Annotated in this window: 21 protein-coding genes; 8 read left to right on the plus strand and 13 right to left on the minus strand. The window is 66.2% G+C overall.

The window, feature by feature from the left end; all coding sequences use genetic code 11:
- Positions 1-58: 58 nt before the first annotated feature.
- Together G6N13_RS04180 and G6N13_RS04185 are read right to left on the minus strand one after the other, a co-directional pair.
- On the minus strand, positions 59-475 hold the full coding sequence (locus G6N13_RS04180) for a MarR family transcriptional regulator (protein WP_163694929.1): 417 nt from the start codon (positions 473-475) through the stop codon (positions 59-61).
- A complete protein-coding gene (locus tag G6N13_RS04185; protein ID WP_163694930.1) occupies positions 465-1,916 on the minus strand; it encodes an MFS transporter in 1,452 nt (483 codons plus the stop codon). The genes G6N13_RS04180 and G6N13_RS04185 overlap by 11 nt, the downstream gene beginning before the upstream one ends.
- Positions 1,917-2,186: 270 nt before the next feature.
- Between G6N13_RS04185 and G6N13_RS04190 the strand changes: the two genes are divergently transcribed.
- A complete protein-coding gene (locus G6N13_RS04190) occupies positions 2,187-2,624 on the plus strand; it encodes a hypothetical protein (protein ID WP_163694931.1) in 438 nt (145 codons plus the stop codon).
- Between the two features lie 15 nt (positions 2,625-2,639).
- Here the strand turns inward: G6N13_RS04190 and G6N13_RS04195 are convergent, their stop codons facing one another.
- From G6N13_RS04195 to pdxH, 4 genes are all read right to left on the minus strand, one after another.
- On the minus strand, positions 2,640-3,935 hold the full coding sequence (locus tag G6N13_RS04195; protein WP_163694932.1) for a citrate synthase: 1,296 nt from the start codon (positions 3,933-3,935) through the stop codon (positions 2,640-2,642).
- Positions 3,936-4,038: 103 nt separating this feature from the next.
- Positions 4,039-4,326, minus strand: a complete 288-nt coding sequence (locus G6N13_RS04200) for a hypothetical protein (protein ID WP_163694933.1) — start codon at positions 4,324-4,326, stop codon at positions 4,039-4,041.
- 319 nt (positions 4,327-4,645) lie between these two features.
- Complete coding sequence (locus G6N13_RS04205; RefSeq protein ID WP_163694934.1) at positions 4,646-5,920, minus strand: MFS transporter; 1,275 nt, start codon at positions 5,918-5,920, stop codon at positions 4,646-4,648.
- Positions 5,921-6,550, minus strand: coding sequence for a pyridoxamine 5'-phosphate oxidase (pdxH, locus tag G6N13_RS04210; protein WP_407663905.1), 630 nt, complete (start codon positions 6,548-6,550; stop codon positions 5,921-5,923).
- A gap of 117 nt (positions 6,551-6,667) precedes the next feature.
- Here pdxH and G6N13_RS04215 point away from each other — a divergent pair, with 117 nt between their 5' ends.
- Positions 6,668-7,792 carry a citrate synthase 2 gene (locus tag G6N13_RS04215; RefSeq protein WP_163694936.1) on the plus strand — a complete coding sequence of 375 codons (1,125 nt, stop codon included), beginning with the start codon at positions 6,668-6,670 and terminating at the stop codon, positions 7,790-7,792.
- A gap of 75 nt (positions 7,793-7,867) precedes the next feature.
- On the opposite strand, the gene G6N13_RS04220 is transcribed toward G6N13_RS04215, so the two are convergent.
- Positions 7,868-9,205, minus strand: coding sequence for an MFS transporter (locus G6N13_RS04220; protein WP_163694937.1), 1,338 nt, complete (start codon positions 9,203-9,205; stop codon positions 7,868-7,870).
- 99 nt (positions 9,206-9,304) lie between these two features.
- Here G6N13_RS04220 and G6N13_RS04225 point away from each other — a divergent pair, with 99 nt between their 5' ends.
- Complete coding sequence (locus G6N13_RS04225; protein ID WP_235677923.1) at positions 9,305-9,607, plus strand: hypothetical protein; 303 nt, start codon at positions 9,305-9,307, stop codon at positions 9,605-9,607.
- 119 nt (positions 9,608-9,726) lie between these two features.
- Positions 9,727-10,092 carry a hypothetical protein gene (locus tag G6N13_RS04230; protein WP_163694938.1) on the plus strand — a complete coding sequence of 122 codons (366 nt, stop codon included), beginning with the start codon at positions 9,727-9,729 and terminating at the stop codon, positions 10,090-10,092.
- A gap of 131 nt (positions 10,093-10,223) precedes the next feature.
- On the opposite strand, the gene G6N13_RS04235 is transcribed toward G6N13_RS04230, so the two are convergent.
- Positions 10,224-11,909 carry an FAD-dependent oxidoreductase gene (locus G6N13_RS04235; protein WP_163694939.1) on the minus strand — a complete coding sequence of 562 codons (1,686 nt, stop codon included), beginning with the start codon at positions 11,907-11,909 and terminating at the stop codon, positions 10,224-10,226.
- 12 nt (positions 11,910-11,921) lie between these two features.
- A complete protein-coding gene (locus G6N13_RS04240) occupies positions 11,922-12,938 on the minus strand; it encodes an AurF N-oxygenase family protein (protein ID WP_163694940.1) in 1,017 nt (338 codons plus the stop codon).
- Positions 12,939-13,095: 157 nt separating this feature from the next.
- On the opposite strand from G6N13_RS04240, the gene serC reads away from it, so the two are divergent.
- Positions 13,096-14,208 (plus strand): phosphoserine transaminase, encoded by a 1,113-nt coding sequence (gene serC / locus G6N13_RS04245; RefSeq protein ID WP_163694941.1) that lies wholly within the window; start codon positions 13,096-13,098, stop codon positions 14,206-14,208.
- Positions 14,209-14,279: 71 nt separating this feature from the next.
- Entirely contained in the window at positions 14,280-15,065 is a 786-nt protein-coding gene (gene sepH / locus G6N13_RS04250; RefSeq protein ID WP_163694942.1) for a septation protein SepH, read from the plus strand.
- 7 nt (positions 15,066-15,072) lie between these two features.
- Here sepH and G6N13_RS04255 read toward each other — a convergent pair whose 3' ends face one another.
- Genes G6N13_RS04255 through G6N13_RS04265 form a run of 3 tightly spaced genes read right to left on the minus strand, consistent with a single transcriptional unit; the run spans position 15,073 to position 16,648 of the window.
- The gene (locus G6N13_RS04255; RefSeq protein WP_163694943.1) at positions 15,073-15,345 is read right to left on the minus strand and encodes a DUF2537 domain-containing protein; all 273 of its coding nucleotides are present in this window, start codon (positions 15,343-15,345) and stop codon (positions 15,073-15,075) included.
- 44 nt (positions 15,346-15,389) lie between these two features.
- A complete protein-coding gene (locus G6N13_RS04260) occupies positions 15,390-16,220 on the minus strand; it encodes a TrmH family RNA methyltransferase (protein WP_163694944.1) in 831 nt (276 codons plus the stop codon).
- The gene (locus tag G6N13_RS04265) at positions 16,217-16,648 is read right to left on the minus strand and encodes an Rv0880 family HTH-type transcriptional regulator (RefSeq protein ID WP_163694945.1); all 432 of its coding nucleotides are present in this window, start codon (positions 16,646-16,648) and stop codon (positions 16,217-16,219) included. The genes G6N13_RS04260 and G6N13_RS04265 overlap by 4 nt, the downstream gene beginning before the upstream one ends.
- Positions 16,649-16,744: 96 nt before the next feature.
- Here G6N13_RS04265 and G6N13_RS04270 point away from each other — a divergent pair, with 96 nt between their 5' ends.
- Complete coding sequence (locus G6N13_RS04270) at positions 16,745-17,056, plus strand: DUF2530 domain-containing protein (protein WP_163694946.1); 312 nt, start codon at positions 16,745-16,747, stop codon at positions 17,054-17,056.
- Positions 17,056-17,508: an SRPBCC family protein gene (locus G6N13_RS04275; protein WP_163694947.1), complete on the plus strand. Its 453-nt coding sequence runs from the start codon at positions 17,056-17,058 to the stop codon at positions 17,506-17,508. Before G6N13_RS04270 ends, G6N13_RS04275 begins: the two co-directional genes overlap by 1 nt.
- Here the strand turns inward: G6N13_RS04275 and G6N13_RS04280 are convergent.
- Positions 17,505-18,308, minus strand: coding sequence for a DUF3027 domain-containing protein (locus G6N13_RS04280; RefSeq protein WP_163694948.1), 804 nt, complete (start codon positions 18,306-18,308; stop codon positions 17,505-17,507). The two genes, G6N13_RS04275 and G6N13_RS04280, sit on opposite strands and share 4 nt — an antisense overlap.
- Positions 18,309-18,387: the final 79 nt, after the last annotated feature.

Raw genomic sequence — 18,387 nt, forward strand, 5'->3', positions numbered from 1 at the left:
ACCGGCGGTGGCCCCAGCGACGCCAGCGTGCGCCCCGGCGACGAAGTCGAGGGCTGCCTCAGCTGATCACGCGCGACAGGATCGTCCGCAGCGCCGCAAGATCCTGCCCGTCGAGGGCGGCCAGCGCCGCGGGGGCCGGGTCGTCGGTGGCGTCGAGCACCGCGATGACATCGCGCCCCGCCTCGGTCAGTGACACCAGCTTGCAGCGTCGGTTGTCCGGGTGGGGTTTGCGGACCACCAGCCCGCGGGCTTCCAGATCGTTGACCGCCACCGTGGCAGCCGGTGCGTCGATGGTGGCCGCCTCAGCGACCTCTTTGACCGTCATCGGTTGTGACGAGAGCCGGCACAGGATCCGAATCCTGCTGAACGGCAAGCCGGTTCGGTCGACCACTGCGCGGCGCCAGCCGTCCTTGTTGTCCAGCACCAGACTCGACATCGCGCGCCAGACCTGATCGGCCACCGGACTACCCGACATGCGCGGGCTCGGTTCGATGGCTATCGATCAGTGGAGCCAGCCGCTGCGCGGACAGTATGGCGCGTCTCGACGTGGAGACGACCGCCAACACGGTGATCACCAGACCCAGACAGATGCAGACCCACCACAGCGGCCGGGCTGCCGAGGTGAAGTCCCCCCCGGCTACCGCAAGCGCCGACCCGGCGACCGAACCACACAGTGCCACACCGATACTCACTCCAACCTGCCTGCTGGTCGAGGTGACCGCCGAGGCGGCCCCGGCTCGATCGCGTGGCATCCCGCTCACCGCGGCATTGGTGATCGGCGCGTTGACCATGCCGAAGCCGATGCCACACACCGCGAAGATCACCAGCAGTGCCCAGATCGGCGTGGTGGCGGTGAGGAAGCTCAACATCACCGACGCGGTGGTGATCAGGATCCCCGACACCAGAAGTGACGGGCGCGCGCCGAAACGGCCGACCAACCGGCCCGACAGCGGTGAGAAGAACAGTGCGCCGATGGCGATCGGTAGGTAGATCAGGCCGGTGTGGGCGGCTGAATAGCCGCGCTCTCCCTGCAGATACAGCGACATCATGAACAGGAAGGCTCCCCAGGCAGCGAAGGCGCACACGGCGGTGACCGTAGCCGACGCGAAGGGAATGCTCCGGAAGAACCGCAGATCGATGAAGGGATCGTGGCGGCGGGACTCGTAGCGCAAGAACCCGAGCAGGGCCAGCACCGCGCCCGCGGCGATCGCCAGGATGCGCGGGTTGGTCCAGCCCAACCCCGGTGCCTCGATGAGCACGAACACCACACCGAACAACGCCAGCACAGCCAGCAGCTGACCCACCGCATCGATATCGCGCATGGTGGCCGACTTGCTCTCGGGAACGAAGATCGCGGTGAGGATGATCGCCGCCGCACAGATCGGCAGGTTGATCCAGAACACCGCGCGCCAGCTGATTGCCTGGATAAGGAAGCCACCGACGATCGGACCGAGCGCCATCGAGATGCCGACCACCGCACCCCACAGGCCCAGCGCGCGGGCGCGCTCCACCCGTCCGACGAAGATCTGCGAAATGATGGACAGTGCAACGGGATTCATCATCGAGCCGCCGAGGCCCTGGATCAGCCGCGCGCCGATCAGCATGTCGATATCGGGAGCCAGGCTGCACAGCAGCGAGCCCAGCGCGAAGACGGTCAGACCGATCTGGAACACCCGGCGGCGGCCGAACCGGTCACCGGCGGCACCCGACAGCATCAGCAGCGACGCGAGAACGAGGGTGTAGACGTCGATGACCCACTGCATATGCGAGGCAGAGGCGTGCAGGTCAGTGCGGATCGCCGGGATCGCGACGTTCACGATCGTCGAGTCCATCGAGACGATCAGCAGGCTCAGGCAGCAGGACGCCAAGATGATGGCTTTCCGCCGCGCGCTGAGGTCAACGACAGTTGTAATCACACAACCATTGTGAAACTACAATCGTGCGGAGGTCAAGCTGGGGACGGCGCCAAAATCGGCGATAGCGTAGATCACTCACGAAATCGCTGTTCGACGTCGATATCCGGGGTGGGCAACACGCCGGCAGACGCCGGGAATAGCATGCTTCGCATGTCACAGCCCCCGTATGGATCGCCCGTTGGACCCGATGTTTGGCCGCCAGCGCCGGAGCCGTGGCCACCAGCGCCAAAGCCGTCCCGACTCCCGACCATCCTGTCGATCGTCGCAATTGTGATCGGCCTCGTCGTCGGCGCGATTGCGATCGCGGCATGGTTCAAGCCCGCGCCCAACGCTGAGCCGCACGCGGCCAAGACCTACAGCACTGAAGACGTGGCCCTCTCGAAGAAAGCAGTGTGCGACGCATTCGAGACGGTCCACAACGCGGTGATCATCAACACACGCCGCGACGGCGGATCCAACCCAACGACAGTATTAGCCGTAGCGGCAAACGCGCGCTTGGCTCTGTATGTCGGTGGCGGTTACCTCATGGATACCCTGATTCGAAATCCCGCCACCCCGGCCGACCTCGCGGCACCCGTGCGGAAGCTTGCCGAGTCCTATCGGTACATCACCATTCAGTACTTGGTGGGCAAGCAGACTGCCGATCTCAATGATCCTCTGCGGGAAGCAGATTCGGCCACAGTGGCCATACAGGCGGCCTGCAGATAGACGCCTGTACGGCAGTTAACGCCCGTCGATGGCGGCGTAATCGCGCTCGGTGTAGCCCGTGTAGATCTGGCGCGGGCGGCCGATCTTGCTACTGCCCTCGTCGTGCATCTCCCGCCAGTGCGCGATCCAGCCTGGCAACCGGCCCAGGGCGAACAGCACGGTGAACATCCGCGTCGGGAAGCCCATCGCGCGGTATATCACGCCGGTGTAGTAGTCGACGTTCGGGTACAGCTTGCGCTCGATGAAGAAATCATCGGTCAGTGCGATCTCTTCGAGCTGCTTGGCGATGTCCAGCAGCTCGTCGTCGCCGCCGAGCTTGCCGAGGATCTTGTCGGCCTGCTCCTTGACGATGCGCGCCCGCGGGTCGTAGTTCTTGTAGACCCGGTGGCCAAAGCCCATCAGCTTCACGCCGTCTTCGCGGTTCTTGACCTTCTTGACGAAGGTCTGCACATCGTCGTCGCCGGCGCGGATCTTCTCCAGCATCTCCAGCACCGCCTGGTTTGCGCCACCGTGCAGCGGGCCCCACAGTGCATTGATGCCGCCGGAGATCGAGGTGAACAGGTTGGCCTGCGAGGAACCGACCAGCCGCACCGTCGACGTCGAGCAGTTCTGCTCGTGATCGGCGTGCAGGATCAGCAGCATGTCCAGCGCGCGGACGATTTCGGGATCCACCTCATAGGGCTCGGCTGGGAAGCCGAACGTCATCCGCAGGAAGTTCTCCACCAGAGTCAGCGAGTTGTCCGGGTACAGGAAGGGCTGTCCGGCCGACTTCTTGTAGGCATAGGCCGCGATTGTCGGCATCTTGGCCAGCAGCCTGATCGTCGACAGCTCGACCTGCTCATGGTCCAGCGGATCCAGCGAGTCCTGGTAGTAGGCGCTCAGCGCGTTGACCGCGCTGGACAGCACCGGCATCGGGTGCGCGTTGCGCGGGAAGCCGTCGAAAAACCGCTTGAGATCCTCGTGCAGCAGAGTGTGCCGCTGGATCTGGTTGGTGAACCTCTCGAGCTGCTCGGTGGTCGGCAGCTCGCCGTAGATCAGGAGGTAGCTCACCTCGATGAAATTCGACTTCTCGGCGAGCTGCTCGATCGGGTACCCGCGATAGCGCAGAATCCCGGCGTCACCGTCGATGTAGGTGATGGCGCTCTTGGTCGACGCGGTGTTCACAAAACCCTGGTCGAACGTGGTGTAGCCGGTCTTGGACAGCAACGACCCCAAGGCGATCCCGTCCGACCCCTCGGTCGCGTGCACGACGTCGAGGTCCAACTCGCCGCCCGGATACTTCAGGGTGGCGGTCTCGTCGGTTGCGGCCACATGAACCCCTTCTGAGCTCTTTGACACCGGCTGAGGCGTCCGTACTAGGTGAAGGTAGTCGCTATTCTGCCTACCCGCCCGCGGGGGGTTGGCGCGGGGTAGGTCAGGACTTCCAGAGCCGGGTGAAAACGTCGTACACCGACTCGATTCGGCGACACAAGACGTCGGGCTCGACCGGTGGTCCGTCCGCGGCGCCGAGGCCGCGACAGGCCACCCCCATCACCACCGCCCAGGTGTCGAACAGGATGCGGATGGCTGGGTGACCGGCGGGTACGCCCATCCGCCGCGCCGCCACCTCGATCGCCGCGTAGTGGAAGCCTTCGGTGCGGAACATGAAGGGCCCCAGACCGATGGCGGGGGCGGAGTTCACGATCGTCAGCAACAGTCGCATCCGTTCGAAGGCCGCCGAATGCGGGTCGCCGTACTGAGCGCTGCGGAAGGTCTCGAGGTGCGCGCGGGCCAGGGCCTCGTACTGGGTGATATCGGTCGGCTGGCGGGCGTAACACGCGGCGACACGATCGGCGCCACCCGGCGATCTCTGGCGTCGACGCCGAGCTGGGCGGCAACCCCAGGAACCAGTAGCGCAAGCCGGGTCGCGGCCGCATCGACCAGCATGGCGCGGGTGCGTTGCTTCTTTAGGTCGCGCAGCCCGGGACGTGCGTGCACGACGACGTCCGCCACCTGGCCGATCGTCGTCGGAATACGCCAACTTACGGTTTCGTCGGCGGCACCCGGTAGCGAACAAACACCGGCACCGCCGCGGCCGCCACCACGACGCCGATCACCACGAGCGCGCCGCCACCGGCGGCCGCAAGTGTGGTGCCCACCATGGCGGCGGCCACCCCGTGTGCCGTGTCGGCCAGCCGGGGACCACCGGCAACGACGACCGTGAACACGCCCTGCAGCCGACCGCGCAGGTCGTCGGAAGCTACCTGCTGCAGGATCGTCGACCGGAATGCCGCCGACACCATGTCCGCGGCGCCGCCAATGGCGAGGAACACCACCGCAATCCACAGCATCGTGCCGGCGCTGCCATGCGCCAGCCCGCCGGCCACACCGAAGCCGATCATCGCCGCGCCCCACACCACGATCGCAATCACCACCGCCAACCCTTGGCGCTGGATGCGAGGAAACCAGCCGGAAAACACTCCGCCCACGACGGCTCCGATCGACATTGCCGCCGCCAACAGCGCCATGGTGGTACCCCCCTCGATCGGTCCGCCGAAACTCTGGTGCGCCATTTCCGGGAACAACGCCCGCGGCATGCCGGCGATCATCGCGATGAGGTCGACAACGAAAGACATCAGCACCACTTTGTTCCCGGACAGGAAGCGGAAACCTTCGAACACCGAGCGGACGGCATCAAATCCCATCCCCCGCCCGCTGACCGAAGGCGGTATCGGCGCGAGTCGCCACGCCACCCACATGGGCACCAGGCAGGTCGCCGCGTCAATCAGATACAGCGTGGACAGGTCGACCCACCGCAGCATCACGCCGGCCATCAGCGGGCCGACGATGGCACCGAACTGGAACACGGTGAAATTCAGCGAGTTGGCCGCCGCCAGTTGGTCACCGGGGATCATCCGCGGTATCGCCGCCGAGCGGGTTGGGCTGTCGATGGCATAGAACGCCTGCTGAACCGACAACAGGCATAACACCACCCACACGTTGTTCAGCCCGAGCGCGGCCTGCAGCCACAACAGCACCGAGGACACCCCCAGCCCGCAGGAGGTGATGATCAGCAACACCCGCCGGTCCATGGCGTCCGCCCAGGCGCCGCCCAGCAGCCCGAACACGATGAGCGGAACTAGCGCGAACACTCCGGACAAGCCGACGTATGCCGAGCTCTGGGTAAGTGCGTACAACTGCACGGGAACGGCGAAGATGGTGAGGTTCGCCCCGATGACCGTGACGATGCCGGCCACCCACAGACGGCGGAAATCCGGCGTTTTCAGTGGGGTGGTGTCGGCGAAGAGCCGCGCCACCTAAGGCTGCAGCCGCTCGATGCGGGTTCCGCCTGTCACACGAATCCGGTTGTGGACCCGGTTCTCCCGGCCCTGCCAGAATTCGACGACCTCGGGGGCCATCCGGTAGCCACCCCAGTGCGGAGGCACCGGCACGTGCTCGTCGCCGGCGAAGCGTTCGGTAACTTCGGCGAGCCGACCCAGCAGATCGGCGCGGGAGCCGATGGGCTGGGACTGCGCCGACGCCCACGCGCCCAGCTGTGAACCGCGCGGCCGCCATGCCCAGTAACGGGCGGTTTCCTCGGCGGTGACCTTGGTCACCGCACCGCGGATGTGCACCTGCCGGCCGAGTGCGTACCAGGGGAACGTCACCGAGGCGTACGGCGTCGCCGCCAGTTCGGAGCCCTTGGCGGAGTCGTAATTGGTGTAGAAAGTGATGCCGGTCTCGTCCACGCTTTTGCACAACACCGTGCGGCTGACCGGTCTTCCCGAATCGACGGTGGCCAGCACCATGGCGTTGGGTTCGGCCACGCCGGCAGCCTGCGCGTCGGCTATCCAGCTGTGCAACAAGGCAAGCCAGCCCTGTGCGAGCCAGTCGACGTCGAGGTCGGTGCTGCCGTCCTTTTCGACCGAGCCGTACTCGACACGCATCGCCGCCAAGCGATCATCATCGGGATTTTCCACGGCATAACGGTACGCCCGGAGCTGCTGAGCACCTGTTACCGACCGGTAGCGGCGGCCCAATCGGCGAGTGGCAGAATCCGAATCATGACTCTGGTGCCCGACGATTTCGCGCCCGGCCTGGAAGGCGTGGTGGCGTTCACCACCGAGATCGCCGAGCCCGATAAAGATGGTGGTGCGCTGCGCTATCGCGGTGTCGACATAGCGGACCTGGTCGGCAACCGGGTCACCTTCGGCGATGTGTGGGCCCTGCTGGTCGACGGCCGGTTCGGCGACGGCCTGCCGCCCGCCGAACCCTTCCCACTGCCCATCCACACCGGCGACGTGCGCGTCGACGTGCAGGCCGGCCTGGCGATGCTCGCACCGATCTGGGGCTATGCCCCGCTGCTGGACATCGACGGTGAGACCGCACGTGACCACCTCGCCCGCGCGTCGGTGATGGCCTTGTCGTACGTTGCCCAGTCCGCTCGCGGCATCTACCGGCCCGCCGTACCGCAGCGCGCGATCGACGAATGCTCTACTGTCACAGAGCGTTTCATGACGCGCTGGCAGGGCGACCCGGATCCGCGGCATGTCGAAGCAATCGACGCCTATTGGGTCTCAGCGGCCGAACACGGGATGAACGCCTCAACGTTCACCGCACGCGTGATCGCCTCCACCGGGGCTGATGTCGCGGCCGCACTCTCGGGCGCGATCGGCGCGATGAGCGGCCCGCTGCACGGCGGCGCGCCGGCCCGGGTGCTCCCGATGCTCGAAGAGGTCGAGCGCAGCGGGGATGCCCGCGCGGTGGTGAAGGGCGTCCTGGACCGCAACGAAAAACTGATGGGCTTCGGGCATCGGGTCTACCGGGCCGAGGATCCCCGCGCACGGGTACTGCGCGCGACGGCCAAGCGGCTGGCGGCACCGCGGTACGAGGTGGCCAGCGCACTCGAGCAGGCGGCGCTGGCCGAACTGCGCGAACGCCGGCCGGACCGGGCCATCGAGACCAACGTCGAATTCTGGGCGGCGGTCATCCTCGATTTCGCCCAGGTCCCGGCGAGGATGATGCCCGCGATGTTCACCTGCGGCCGAACCGCGGGGTGGTGCGCGCACATCCTTGAGCAGAAGCGGCTCGGCAAGCTGGTCCGCCCGTCCGCGATCTACGTGGGGCCGGCGCCGCGGTCGGTGGAGTGGGTGGACGGCTGGGACGACATCAAGCACGCGACCGTCTAGCGACCGATGCCGCCGAGCAACGAGGCGGAGGAGGAGCTAGACGATCCAGCACCGTCTAGCGACCGATGCCGCGGGTCAGGCCTTGAACGCCGAACCCCGTTCCCGATCAAGATACGTCTCGGCCTTATTGCGCAGGAAGAACACGTACACGACCAGCGACACGGCGATGCAGACCGTAACATAGCCGATGAACAGCGGTACGTGACCCTGCTCCTTGGCCGCCTGGTAGATCAGCGGCGCCGTCCCACCAAAGATGGAGTTCGCGAGAGCGTAGCCGACTCCCACACCGAGCGCCCGCACCTGCGCCGGAAACAGCTCGGACTTCACCAGCGCGTTGATCGAGGTGTACCCCGTCAGGATTACGTAACCGACCGCTACTAGCGCGAAAGACGCCAGCGGCGAGCGTGTCTGGGGCAGATATGTGATGAGGACATAGGTGTAGAACACGCCGCCGACACCGAAAAACACCAACATTGGCTTGCGTCCGATCCGATCACTGATGACCCCACCGACCGGCTGAAGCACCATCAGGAAAATCAGCCCAGCCAGGTTCACCCATGTCGCGGTCATGCCCTCGCCCTTGAACGCGGTCTTGACGATCGCCGGCGCGTTGACGCTGTAGGTGTAGAACGCCACCGTGCCGCCAAGCGTGATGAGGAAGCACAGCAGCAAGGGCCGCCAGTACTGCGTCAACAGTGTTCGCATGGACCCGGCACCGGGGTCCTTCCCCGCCTTGGCCGCCTCGATGACGTCCTCGGGCAGCGACTCGTCCATGGTGCGCCGCAACCAGAACACCACCACCGCCGCGACGCCGCCCACGGCGAACGCGATGCGCCAACCGAACTCGCGCAACTGGGCCTCGGTGAGGACCGACTGCAAGATCAGCAGCGTGAACTGCGCCAGCACATGCCCACCGATGAGCGTGACGTATTGGAATGACGAGAAGAACCCGCGCCGCTCCCGTGTCGCGGCCTCCGACATGTAGGTCGCTGACGTCCCGTACTCACCGCCGGTTGCGAAGCCCTGCACCAGTCGAGCGATGACGAGGACGATCGGTGCCGCCATCCCGATCACCGCTTGCGATGGCACCGCCGCAATCATCAAGGAGCACAGTGCCATCAGCGACACGCTCACCGTCAGCGCCGCGCGTCGGCCATGCCGGTCCGCGAAACGGCCGAAGAACCATGACCCGACGGGGCGCATCACGAAGGTGATCGCGAAGATCGCGTAGACGTAGACCGTCGAGTTCTTCTCGGACTCCTCGAAGAACTGGCCCTCGAAATACGTTGCGAACACGGTGTAGACGTAGACGTCATACCACTCGACCAGGTTGCCCGATGACCCTCGGATCGTATTCCCGATGGCCCGCCGGGTTTCGGCGGCGCTCGACCGCGGCACTGTCGTGTTAGTCATCGTTGGCCTCCCTGCGTCAGCCCGAACCGTACTCCACCGCGAGCCGTGGATCTCGACTGTGCGACCGTCTAGCACTGCTGTTGTAGATCGGGTTGCGGCGTGTTTGCACTGGTGGAGACGGTCGGCGCGCGATCATCGTTGGTGGTGAAGACAACGAAGAACGCGGCGCTGACCGCGCCGTTGAGCATAGATCCCGGCGACTGGCTCGATGGGTTCGGCGCGCTGATGGATCGTGTCCGGCCTCGGTTCGTCCGCTGTGAGCCCGCTCGCCATGCGGCGGGGTTGATGCTGGGGTTGATGTCGAATCTGGAACGCGAGAACTGCTGGACCATCGCCGAGGAACGCGGTGATGGCACGCCATATGGGGTTGCAGCACATGCTTTCGCGTGCCTCGTGGGATGAAGACGCGGTCGCCGCAGATGTGCGTGACGACGTGAACACTGCGTTGGCCGGGGCGTATCGGAAACTCTCAGATCGGGGTTTATCTGACCTACGCTGCCGCGCGCGGGCACTGCCACCACGTGGTCACCGCGGGGTGTCGCGTCGATGCGCTGTTGACCCAGATGCCGAGGTTCGCCTGGCAGCGCCTGTCGGCCGGGGCCGGCAGCAAGGGTCCGCGCCTGTACTGGTGGTTGCTGATCGATATCGCCTCAGCCCTTCCTGGATATGAGTGGATCATGGTGCGACGCAACGATTCCACACAGGAACTTGGCTACTACCGGTGCTGGTCACCACACCCGGTCCCGCTGAGGACTTTGGCGCGGGTCGCCGGACGGCGCTGGACCGTCGAGGAATCCTTCCAGGCCGCCAAAGGTCACGTCGGCACACCCGCACCGCCTAGCCTGATTCCATTCACCCTCAACGAAATTCGACATCTCTTCGACTAACTCATCCTCGCCCGCACACCCACCATAGACACCATCTGGGCATGGACTGGGGCGAGCGTTCCCGCGCTACAGTTTGGTTCGACGCAGTTCCCAGACTGGGCCGCGGTGCTGAACTACTTGCGGGACAAGGCCTAACGCAACAGTCCGGCCAGCAGCCGTCTGGCGATCGGCGGCTCCGGCACGGCGGCGGCCACCGCGACCATATCGGCCACCTCGGTGAACTTCACCCGCGGCCGGCCCTCGGCATCGCCGCGCGCGGTCTCGGCGGCGTCGATCGCGCGCCAGCCGGCCGTGTCGACCACATCGGGTTGGCGGCAGCGGATCAGCTTGTCCAGCAGGGCCGGTCGCGCGGCGGGATCGGTGAGCAGGCCCGCGTTGAAGTCGTCGACCAGGTTCGAGACGGTCTGCATGGCGCAGGATTTGTTGGTGCCGATGAAACCCGTCGGGCCACGCTTGATCCAGCCGGCGACATACGCCCCGGCGACCGGATTGCCGGTGGCGGGATCGATCACCCGGCCGTCCCGATTGGGAACGACGGCCGCCGCATCGTCGAACGGCAGGCCGGTGATCGGCGCACCACGGTAGCCGATCGAGGTCAGCACCAGCCCGGTGTCGAGCCGCACTGCCTCGTCAGTGCCGGTGCGGCGGAACTCGATCCCGTCGACCCGTTCGTCGCCGAGCACACTGTGCGGGGTCAGGTTATAAGTCAACCGGATTCGAGGGCGAGCGGCGGTCTGCGAGGCGACCGGCAAGGTGGCGAGGATCTCGAGCTTGCCCACCGTCAGGGGGTCGCTGGCGCCTGCCAGGTCCTGCTGCACAAGATCGTGGTCTTCGGCGGCCAGAACGACCTCGGCCGTCGACGTCAGCCCGATCAGCTCAGGCAGTGTGAATGCCGAATCGGCCGGCCCGCGGCGCGCCGCGATGACGACCTCGCGCACCGCCGAATTGCGCACGGCATCCAACGCGGTATCCGAAATGTCGGTGCGAGCCAAGTCATCCGGATCGGCGGTCAGGATCCGGGCCACATCAAGGGCCACGTTGCCGTTGCCGATCACCACCACCCGTTCGTGGCGAAGGTCGACCGTCAGGTCGGCGAAATCGGGATGGCCGTTGATCCAGGCCACCGTCTCGGTGGCCGTACCGGCACCGGGCAAGTCCATGCCAGCGATGTCGAGCCTGCGGTCGTTCGGCGCACCGACGGTATAGACAACGGCGTGATGGTGCCGCAACAACTCCTCATGGGAAAGATGCCGGCCCACTTCAACATTGAGGTAGAACGTGAAACCAGTCCGGCTGTTGATCCGCTCGAAGAGCGACGTCACGCCCTTGGTGTTCTGGTGATCGGGGGCGACGCCGGCGCGCACCAAACCGAACGGGGTGGGCAGCTTGTCGAAAACGTTGACCCGCACCCGATTCTGGGTGAGCAGTTCGTCGGCGGCATACATCCCCGCAGGCCCCGAACCGACAACGGCCACCGTGAGATCCGCTCCGCTGCGACGTATCTGAGGTGCGGGCAGCACCGGCGCGAGCTTGGACGTCGGGGGCAGCTTAACGCCGGCGGGCCGCTCGGGGTAGAAAGCGGCGTTGAGCGGGATGAACGGCAACTGCTTGTCGGTCAGTTTGCTATCCGGCGCGATCGCGCCGACCGGACACGCGCTGACGCAGGCACCGCAGTCCACGCATGCCACCGGATCGATGTACAGCATCTCGGCGGTGGCGAAGCCTGGCTCATCGGGGCTGGGATGGATGCAGTTGACCGGGCAGGCGTAGACGCAGGACCCGTCGCTGCAGCACGACTGAGTGATGACGTGTGGCATCGGCGGGTGGTTCTACGCGGCGCTCACGACGTGCCGGCGTTGCGGCTCGCTGCGATAGCGGCTCGGCTCGCCGTTGATCCGGCAGATCCGCCACATCAGCTTCGCCAGCGGGTTCATCAACCCGGTGTCGGTGGCGAGCATCCGGACATCACCGAACATGTCGCGCAACATCTGTCGCGACTCTGCGGACTTGAAGAAGATGTCCTTGCGCACCGAGCGCGGGATGTCGAACTCTTTCCAGAAGGCCCTGGGCGGAACGATGATGGCCGAACACAGCACGCGCATCACCACCGGTACGTAGAGCGACAGCCAGAATCGTTTCCGCCTCGGCAGGTGCGGCACCCGCTTACGCAGATACTCGTGCGCGAACGAGATATGCCGGGCTTCCTCCGCGACGTGGATGGCCATCACGCGCTCCATGATCGGGTGCAGCGTTTTGCCTTCTCGCAGAATGTTTTTCTGCGTGTGGTCGATGGGCTCCTCGCCGGCAAGGATGCCGAACCAGAACGGGATCGGAAGTGGTCCAGCGACAAGCGGGATCGCCGGCTGAATCCACTTCAGTAAGCGCGGCATACCCGGCACGTCGGCGCCGATGTGGTTCACCATCTCCTGGAACATCATCGTGTGGTTGCACTCTTCGACCGCCTCGTGCAGGCAGTACCGGTATTCCGGTGAGCCATTGGGCGTCCAGAAGGCGTATTCCATCAATCCACGGATGAGGATCGACTCGAAGTGCAGGCCGACCTTCGCGACGTTGGACTGTCGCCACATGCCGATCTCGATCTGGCGCTCTTTGGACTGTGACTGATACCAGGGGTGCTGGCCGATCGGGTCGGTGCTGGGGAGAATCCAGCGCTCGTCATTCGGCACCACGGCGAACTCGGGCGAATCCCAGTCGATATCGGTGTAGGGGTTGAAATTGCGCCGGACCGAGCCTTCGGACAGCGTGGTCAGCATGTCCACGTAGGCGACATCGTCCTGTACGTCCATATTGCGACGCCAGCGCCGGATCATCTTGGTTCTCGCCATGACAGCCTCCTCAGAGAGGTTTACATTGGGGCGTGTGTTGTCTAAACGGTACCGCAGGTATCGCATACCTGTCCAGACCTGTTTTCGCGTTTGCTGATTAGCCGGGTGTACCCCCTCTGTGTCAAAACCGGTCGCGCGGACTTCTAGGCTTGAGGGCATGGCTGATCTCGTGATCCCCGAATCCCTCAAGCCCGCCGACGGCCGCTTCGGCTGCGGCCCCTCGAAGGTCCGGCCCGAGCAGCTGCAAGCGCTGCGCGACTCGGCCGCGTTGTTCGGCACCTCGCACCGCCAAGCGCCGGTGAAAAACCTGGTCGGACGAGTCCGCGAGGGCCTTCGCGAGTTCTTCTCGCTACCCGACGGCTACCAGGTGATCCTGGGCAACGGCGGCGCGACCGCGTTCTGGGACGCCGCCGCGTTCGGCCTGATCGACAAACGCTCGCTGCATCTCACCTACGGCGAGTTCTCCGCGAAGTTCGCCTCGGCCGCCACAGCCAACCCGTTCATCGACGACCCGATCGTCATCAAAGCCGATGCGGGCAGCGCCCCCGAGCCGCAGTCCGATCCGTCGGTCGACGTGATCGCCTGGGCGCACAACGAGACCTCGACCGGCGTCGCGGTACCGGTGCGCCGCCCGGCCGACTCCGGCAACGCCCTGGTCCTCATCGACGCCACATCGGGCGCGGGCGGTCTCCCGGTCGACGTCAACGACGTCGATGCTTATTACTTCGCGCCGCAGAAGAACTTCGCCAGCGACGGCGGGCTGTGGCTGGCGGTCGTCTCCCCCGCGGCGCTGGCCCGCATCGAGTCCATCGCCGCCTCCGGCCGTTGGGCGCCGGAGTTCCTGTCGCTTCCGGTCGCGGTGGACAACAGCCTGAAAAACCAGACCTACAACACCCCCGCGATAGGCACCCTGGTGCTGATGGCCGAGCAGGTCGACTGGCTCAACGGCAATGGCGGGCTGGACTGGGCCGTCAAGCGCACCGCCGACTCATCGCAGCGGCTCTACTCCTGGGCCGAGGCATCTTCGTTCGCCACCCCGTTCGTCAGCGACCCGGCCCTGCGTTCCCAGGTGGTCGGCACCATCGATTTCACCGACGCAGTGGATGCCGCCGCGGTCGCCAAGGTGCTGCGGGCCAACGGCATCGTCGACACCGAGCCGTACCGCAAACTGGGCCGCAACCAGCTGCGCGTCGCGATGTTCCCGGCGATCGAGCCCGATGACGTCTCGGCGCTGACACAGTGCGTCGACTGGGTTGTGGAACGCCTGTAAGAACGCTCGGCGTGTCCTAACCGTGATAGTCCGCTGTCTGGGTTAGATTCCGGACGGAGAAGGAGGTCGACATGCGAGAACTCAGGGTGATCGGACTCGATGTCGACGGCAGGCACATTATTTGTGAAGGTCCCGACCCGGCCGACAAGTTCACCCTGCAGGTCGACGATCGACTGCGCGCCGCCATCCGCGGCGACCGGTCGCTGGGCCAGACCCTGAGGGACAAAGAGGTCAAAGGCGTGTTGCGACCAAGGGATATTCAGGCCCGCATCCGTGCGGGTGCGTCCGTCGAGCAGGTTGCCCAGTCGTCCGGTATGGACATCAGCAAGGTCGAGCGTTTCGCGCACCCGGTGCTTCTGGAGCGCGCGCGGGCAGCCGAGCTGGCGTCCGCCGCGCATCCGGTCCTGGCCGACGGGCCCGCGGTGACGACGCTGCAGGAAACCATCACCAAGGCCCTGGTAGCGCGTGGGCTCAGCCCCGAGGCGACGGAGTGGGATGCCTGGCGTGCCGAAGACGGCCGCTGGGTAGTCCAGGTGGCCTGGCAGGCCGGGTTATCCGATAACGTCGCCCATTTCCGCTTCAGCCCGGGGGCGCACGGCGGCACGGTTGCCGCTCTCGATGACGCCGCCAGCGAGCTGATCGACCCCAAGTTCGAGCGTCCGGTGCTGCGACCGGTGGCCCCCGTCGCGCAGCTGGCTCTCGAGGAGACACCGGCTCCCGCGCCAGCGGCCCCGGTCGAAGAGACACCGGCTCCTGCTCCCGCGCCGGCACCCCGTGCGCGGCGCGCCAAGGCCCGGCCAGCGGTGCCCGGCTGGGAGGACGTCCTGCTGGGCGTGCGTTCCAGCGGCGAGCGCTGACCTGCACCTAGCGCGCGGCGAGCAACCCCACTAGCGTCACCCAGCCGCCGGCGACGCCGATACCGGCGCCGAGGACGAACCAGCGTCGCACCGGGATGTCGCGCCAGCCCCAGAGTGTCGGAGCCAGCCCGCCGACCGCGATCAGGTTGAGCACGATGGCAACCAGTGGATGCACCCGGATCATGCCCAGGCTCAGCACCACGATCGCTGCGACGACGATCGCTGCGACGAATGCCGAGACGGTCAGTCCGGTCCCCCACGGTGTCGACTCATCGTTCACGGGGTCATCTCCCGGGTTGCTTCGCTCCTGCCCACCGGGAAAGCCTATCCGCGAGCACGTTCGTAGAACGCCAGCGCCGCCGCGGTCGCGACATTGAGCGAATCGGTGCCTCGCGACATCGGGATACGGACCCGCACATCGCTGGCCCGCATTACCGTCTCGGTCAGCCCGGGCCCCTCCGCGCCGACGAGCACGGCGACGTTGTGATCGGCCAGGCCGGTCATCGCCTCGGCCAGGGTCTGCGCCGCCGGATCGGGTGTCATGGCAAGCAGCCTAAACCCGCGCCGGCGCAGCTCATCGAGGTCGGCCGGCCAGTGCAGTGCCCGGGCGAAGGGCACCAGCAGTGCATGGCCCATCGAGACCCGCACCGCCCGCCGGTAGAGCGGGTCGGCACAGCCGATGCCGAAGATGACCGCGTCCACGCCGAGCCCTGCCGCGTTGCGGAAGATCGACCCGAGGTTCTCGTGATCATTGACGCCTTCCAGGACGGCGACCGTCCGCGCGCCGTCGAGCACCTCGGCCGGCGTCAGCTCACGGGGGCGCCGCGCCGCGGCGAGCACACCCCGGTTGAGGTGGAAGCCGACCACCTCGGCCATCACCTCGGCTGAGGCGCGGTAGTACGGAGCCGGTACCCGGTTCAGGCCGTCACCCAATTCATCGAGGCGTCGGTCGGTGCCCAGGAAAGCGTGTGGGGTGAACCGCGAGGCGATCATGCGTTGGGCAACGAGCACGCCCTCGGCGATCACCAGCCCCTTGCCGCTGGGCAGGTCCGGTCTGCGATCGACACTGTTCAGGTCGCGGAAGTCGTCGACGCGGGGATCACCGGGATCGGTGATGTCGACAACGTCGCGCGCCCCAAAAGCCTTGTTGCTCACGCTTCTTCGTCGACGAGCAGGGTCATCAAGTCCGCCGCGCGCAGCAGAACGCCGCGATCGTCGCTGTCCAGGGTCGCCAGCCGGGCACGCAGCCAGTCCTGGCTGGCCTGGCGTTCGCTGTCGACCAGCCCCGCACCGGCCTCGGACACCGCGACCAGAACCTGGCGGCCGTCGGCGGGGTGCGATGTTCGCACTACCAACCCGAGGTCGACCAGCGAGGCGATCACCCGCGTCATCGACGGCGGCCGGACCCGCTCCTTGACGGCCAGCGCACCGGGTGTCATCGCCCCGTCTTTGACAAGGGTCGCCAGGGCGGACAACTGCGAAAGGGTGACCGGTGATTCGGGCCGGCGGAAGCGCAACTGACGCGCCAGCCGCATCACGGCCAGCGACAAATCGCTGGCAAGCCGCAGGTCCCCGTCCAACACAAGCGCAAACACTACGACACACCAACACCCGACCAAAGATGAACCGGACAAGTCTCGCGGCGCGGAGCGGGCCGCCTCCTCGATCGGTTACTTTGGATGGCAATGCCTTCCGATCATCCTGAACCCGAACCGCCGGCGTTGCCGGCGGCACTGCTGGATCCGTGGCCGGTGATCGTCGCCGGCGCCGCACTCTGGGCATTGGTCACCATCGCCGCCTTCACTATCGGCGCGTGCGAGTCCTGGCGCCCCATCGCGCTTGCCGGACTGGGCACCGGCGTCGTCGGCACATCGATTTTCCTGTGGCAGCGCACCGCCGCCCGGCGGGGCGCGCGGGGCGCGCAGACCGGGCTGGAAACCCAGACGCCGCCCGAGCGACCGATAAAACGCCGACAAGCTAAGGAGACCTGATGACAGCGCCGCTATTACAGGCCGAGATCGATATCGACGCCCCGGTGAGCCGGGTGTGGTCACTGATCGCGGACCTGGGCAACATGCCCCGGTGGAGCCCACAGTGCCGGCTGATGAAGGCGCTCGGCGAGGTTCGTCCGGGCACGCGCACCATCAACCTGAATCGGCGCAACAGACTGTTCTGGCCGACAACATCGACGATCACTGAGTTCATCCCGGAGCGCAAACTGGCGTTCCGGGTCAACGCGAACAACACCGTCTGGAGCTATGAGCTCGAACCGACGGCCACCGGCACTCGGGTTGTCGAGACTCGCCACGCCGAGAACGGCGTCAAGGCTGTGTCGAATATGACGGTCAATGCGGTCATGGGTGGGGTGCAGAGCTTCGAGAGGGAACTCGTTGCCGGAATGAACATGTCGCTAGCGCGCATCAAGGCCGCCGCCGAGGGTTAAGACCCTTCGATCACTTCGGGAGTCTCGACCACCTCGACCACTCCGTCGTCGTACGGGTCATACAGCGGCGAACCGGTTCCCGGGGCCGGCGGGGTGTCCGAATGCGCGCCGCAGCCGTACTCGAAATCGACCACACGGGCGTCGGCCGACATCTCGTTGCAGCACACCCCGAACATGGAACCGAGCGCACCGGCGAGCGGATTCATGAATCCGCAATCGCGGCATACCCGCTTGGTGCCGCGGGCCATCGGCGCGCCGGGACCGTGGTCACCGTCATGCCAGCGCTGCGCGGTCTCGTCGCGCCCGAAGGCGCTGAGCACCTGACGGCGGCCAAACCCGATTTCGTAAGCGACATCGTCTATCGCCGGGTCCCCGGTTCCCGCGTAACCCGGAACCAGCCGGGGATCGTCCTTCACCGGCACGAGCAGATCGCCCGGGCTCAGGTCGCCCGGCCTGATGCGCTCCTCCCATGGCACCCAGGCGGGTGCCAACAGCGCAGTCGGGCCCGGCACCAGCACAACTTCACTGACCGTCGCGTGCTCGGCGCCAGGGTAGGCAGCTACAACCACGGCCCACTGCCAGCCCTGATAGCCGGGCATGTTCGCCAGGAATCGGTGGGTTGCCGCGGATTCGTCCTCGAAGCTGACGCCGAGGTACTCGCCCACTGTGTCGCCACTGAACTCGATGATCGCCTGCCGGGCCTGCTCCATGGCACCGCTCAGTACAGCGGCAGCTGCGTCCGACGGCGCGGCCGGCGGGGCGGCAACCGTGGGTTCTGCGGAGTCGATCGAGATGTCCATCGTCACCAATCTTGCCTCACGGGCCCGGTGCGCAGCCACACCGGTCACGTGCGCGCCGCCCGCGCCGGGATGAGAGACA

This window comes from Mycolicibacterium sarraceniae (assembly GCF_010731875.1).
Lineage (GTDB): Bacteria > Actinomycetota > Actinomycetes > Mycobacteriales > Mycobacteriaceae > Mycobacterium > Mycobacterium sarraceniae.

What these genes read in the sequence shown, in the direction of transcription:
- G6N13_RS04180 (WP_163694929.1), bottom strand. Translation starts at nt 475, where the DNA reads ATGTCGGGTAGTCCGGTGGCCGATCAGGTCTGGCGCGCGATGTCGAGT.
- G6N13_RS04200 (WP_163694933.1), bottom strand. Translation starts at nt 4,326, where the DNA reads ATGCGACTGTTGCTGACGATCGTGAACTCCGCCCCCGCCATCGGTCTG.
- pdxH (WP_407663905.1), bottom strand. Translation starts at nt 6,550, where the DNA reads ATGCGTGTCGAGTACGGCTCGGTCGAAAAGGACGGCAGCACCGACCTC.
- G6N13_RS04215 (WP_163694936.1), top strand. Translation starts at nt 6,668, where the DNA reads ATGACTCTGGTGCCCGACGATTTCGCGCCCGGCCTGGAAGGCGTGGTG.
- G6N13_RS04220 (WP_163694937.1), bottom strand. Translation starts at nt 9,205, where the DNA reads ATGACTAACACGACAGTGCCGCGGTCGAGCGCCGCCGAAACCCGGCGG.
- G6N13_RS04235 (WP_163694939.1), bottom strand. Translation starts at nt 11,909, where the DNA reads ATGCCACACGTCATCACTCAGTCGTGCTGCAGCGACGGGTCCTGCGTC.
- G6N13_RS04240 (WP_163694940.1), bottom strand. Translation starts at nt 12,938, where the DNA reads ATGGCGAGAACCAAGATGATCCGGCGCTGGCGTCGCAATATGGACGTA.
- serC (WP_163694941.1), top strand. Translation starts at nt 13,096, where the DNA reads ATGGCTGATCTCGTGATCCCCGAATCCCTCAAGCCCGCCGACGGCCGC.
- sepH (WP_163694942.1), top strand. Translation starts at nt 14,280, where the DNA reads ATGCGAGAACTCAGGGTGATCGGACTCGATGTCGACGGCAGGCACATT.
- G6N13_RS04270 (WP_163694946.1), top strand. Translation starts at nt 16,745, where the DNA reads ATGGCAATGCCTTCCGATCATCCTGAACCCGAACCGCCGGCGTTGCCG.
- G6N13_RS04275 (WP_163694947.1), top strand. Translation starts at nt 17,056, where the DNA reads ATGACAGCGCCGCTATTACAGGCCGAGATCGATATCGACGCCCCGGTG.
- G6N13_RS04280 (WP_163694948.1), bottom strand. Translation starts at nt 18,308, where the DNA reads ATGGACATCTCGATCGACTCCGCAGAACCCACGGTTGCCGCCCCGCCG.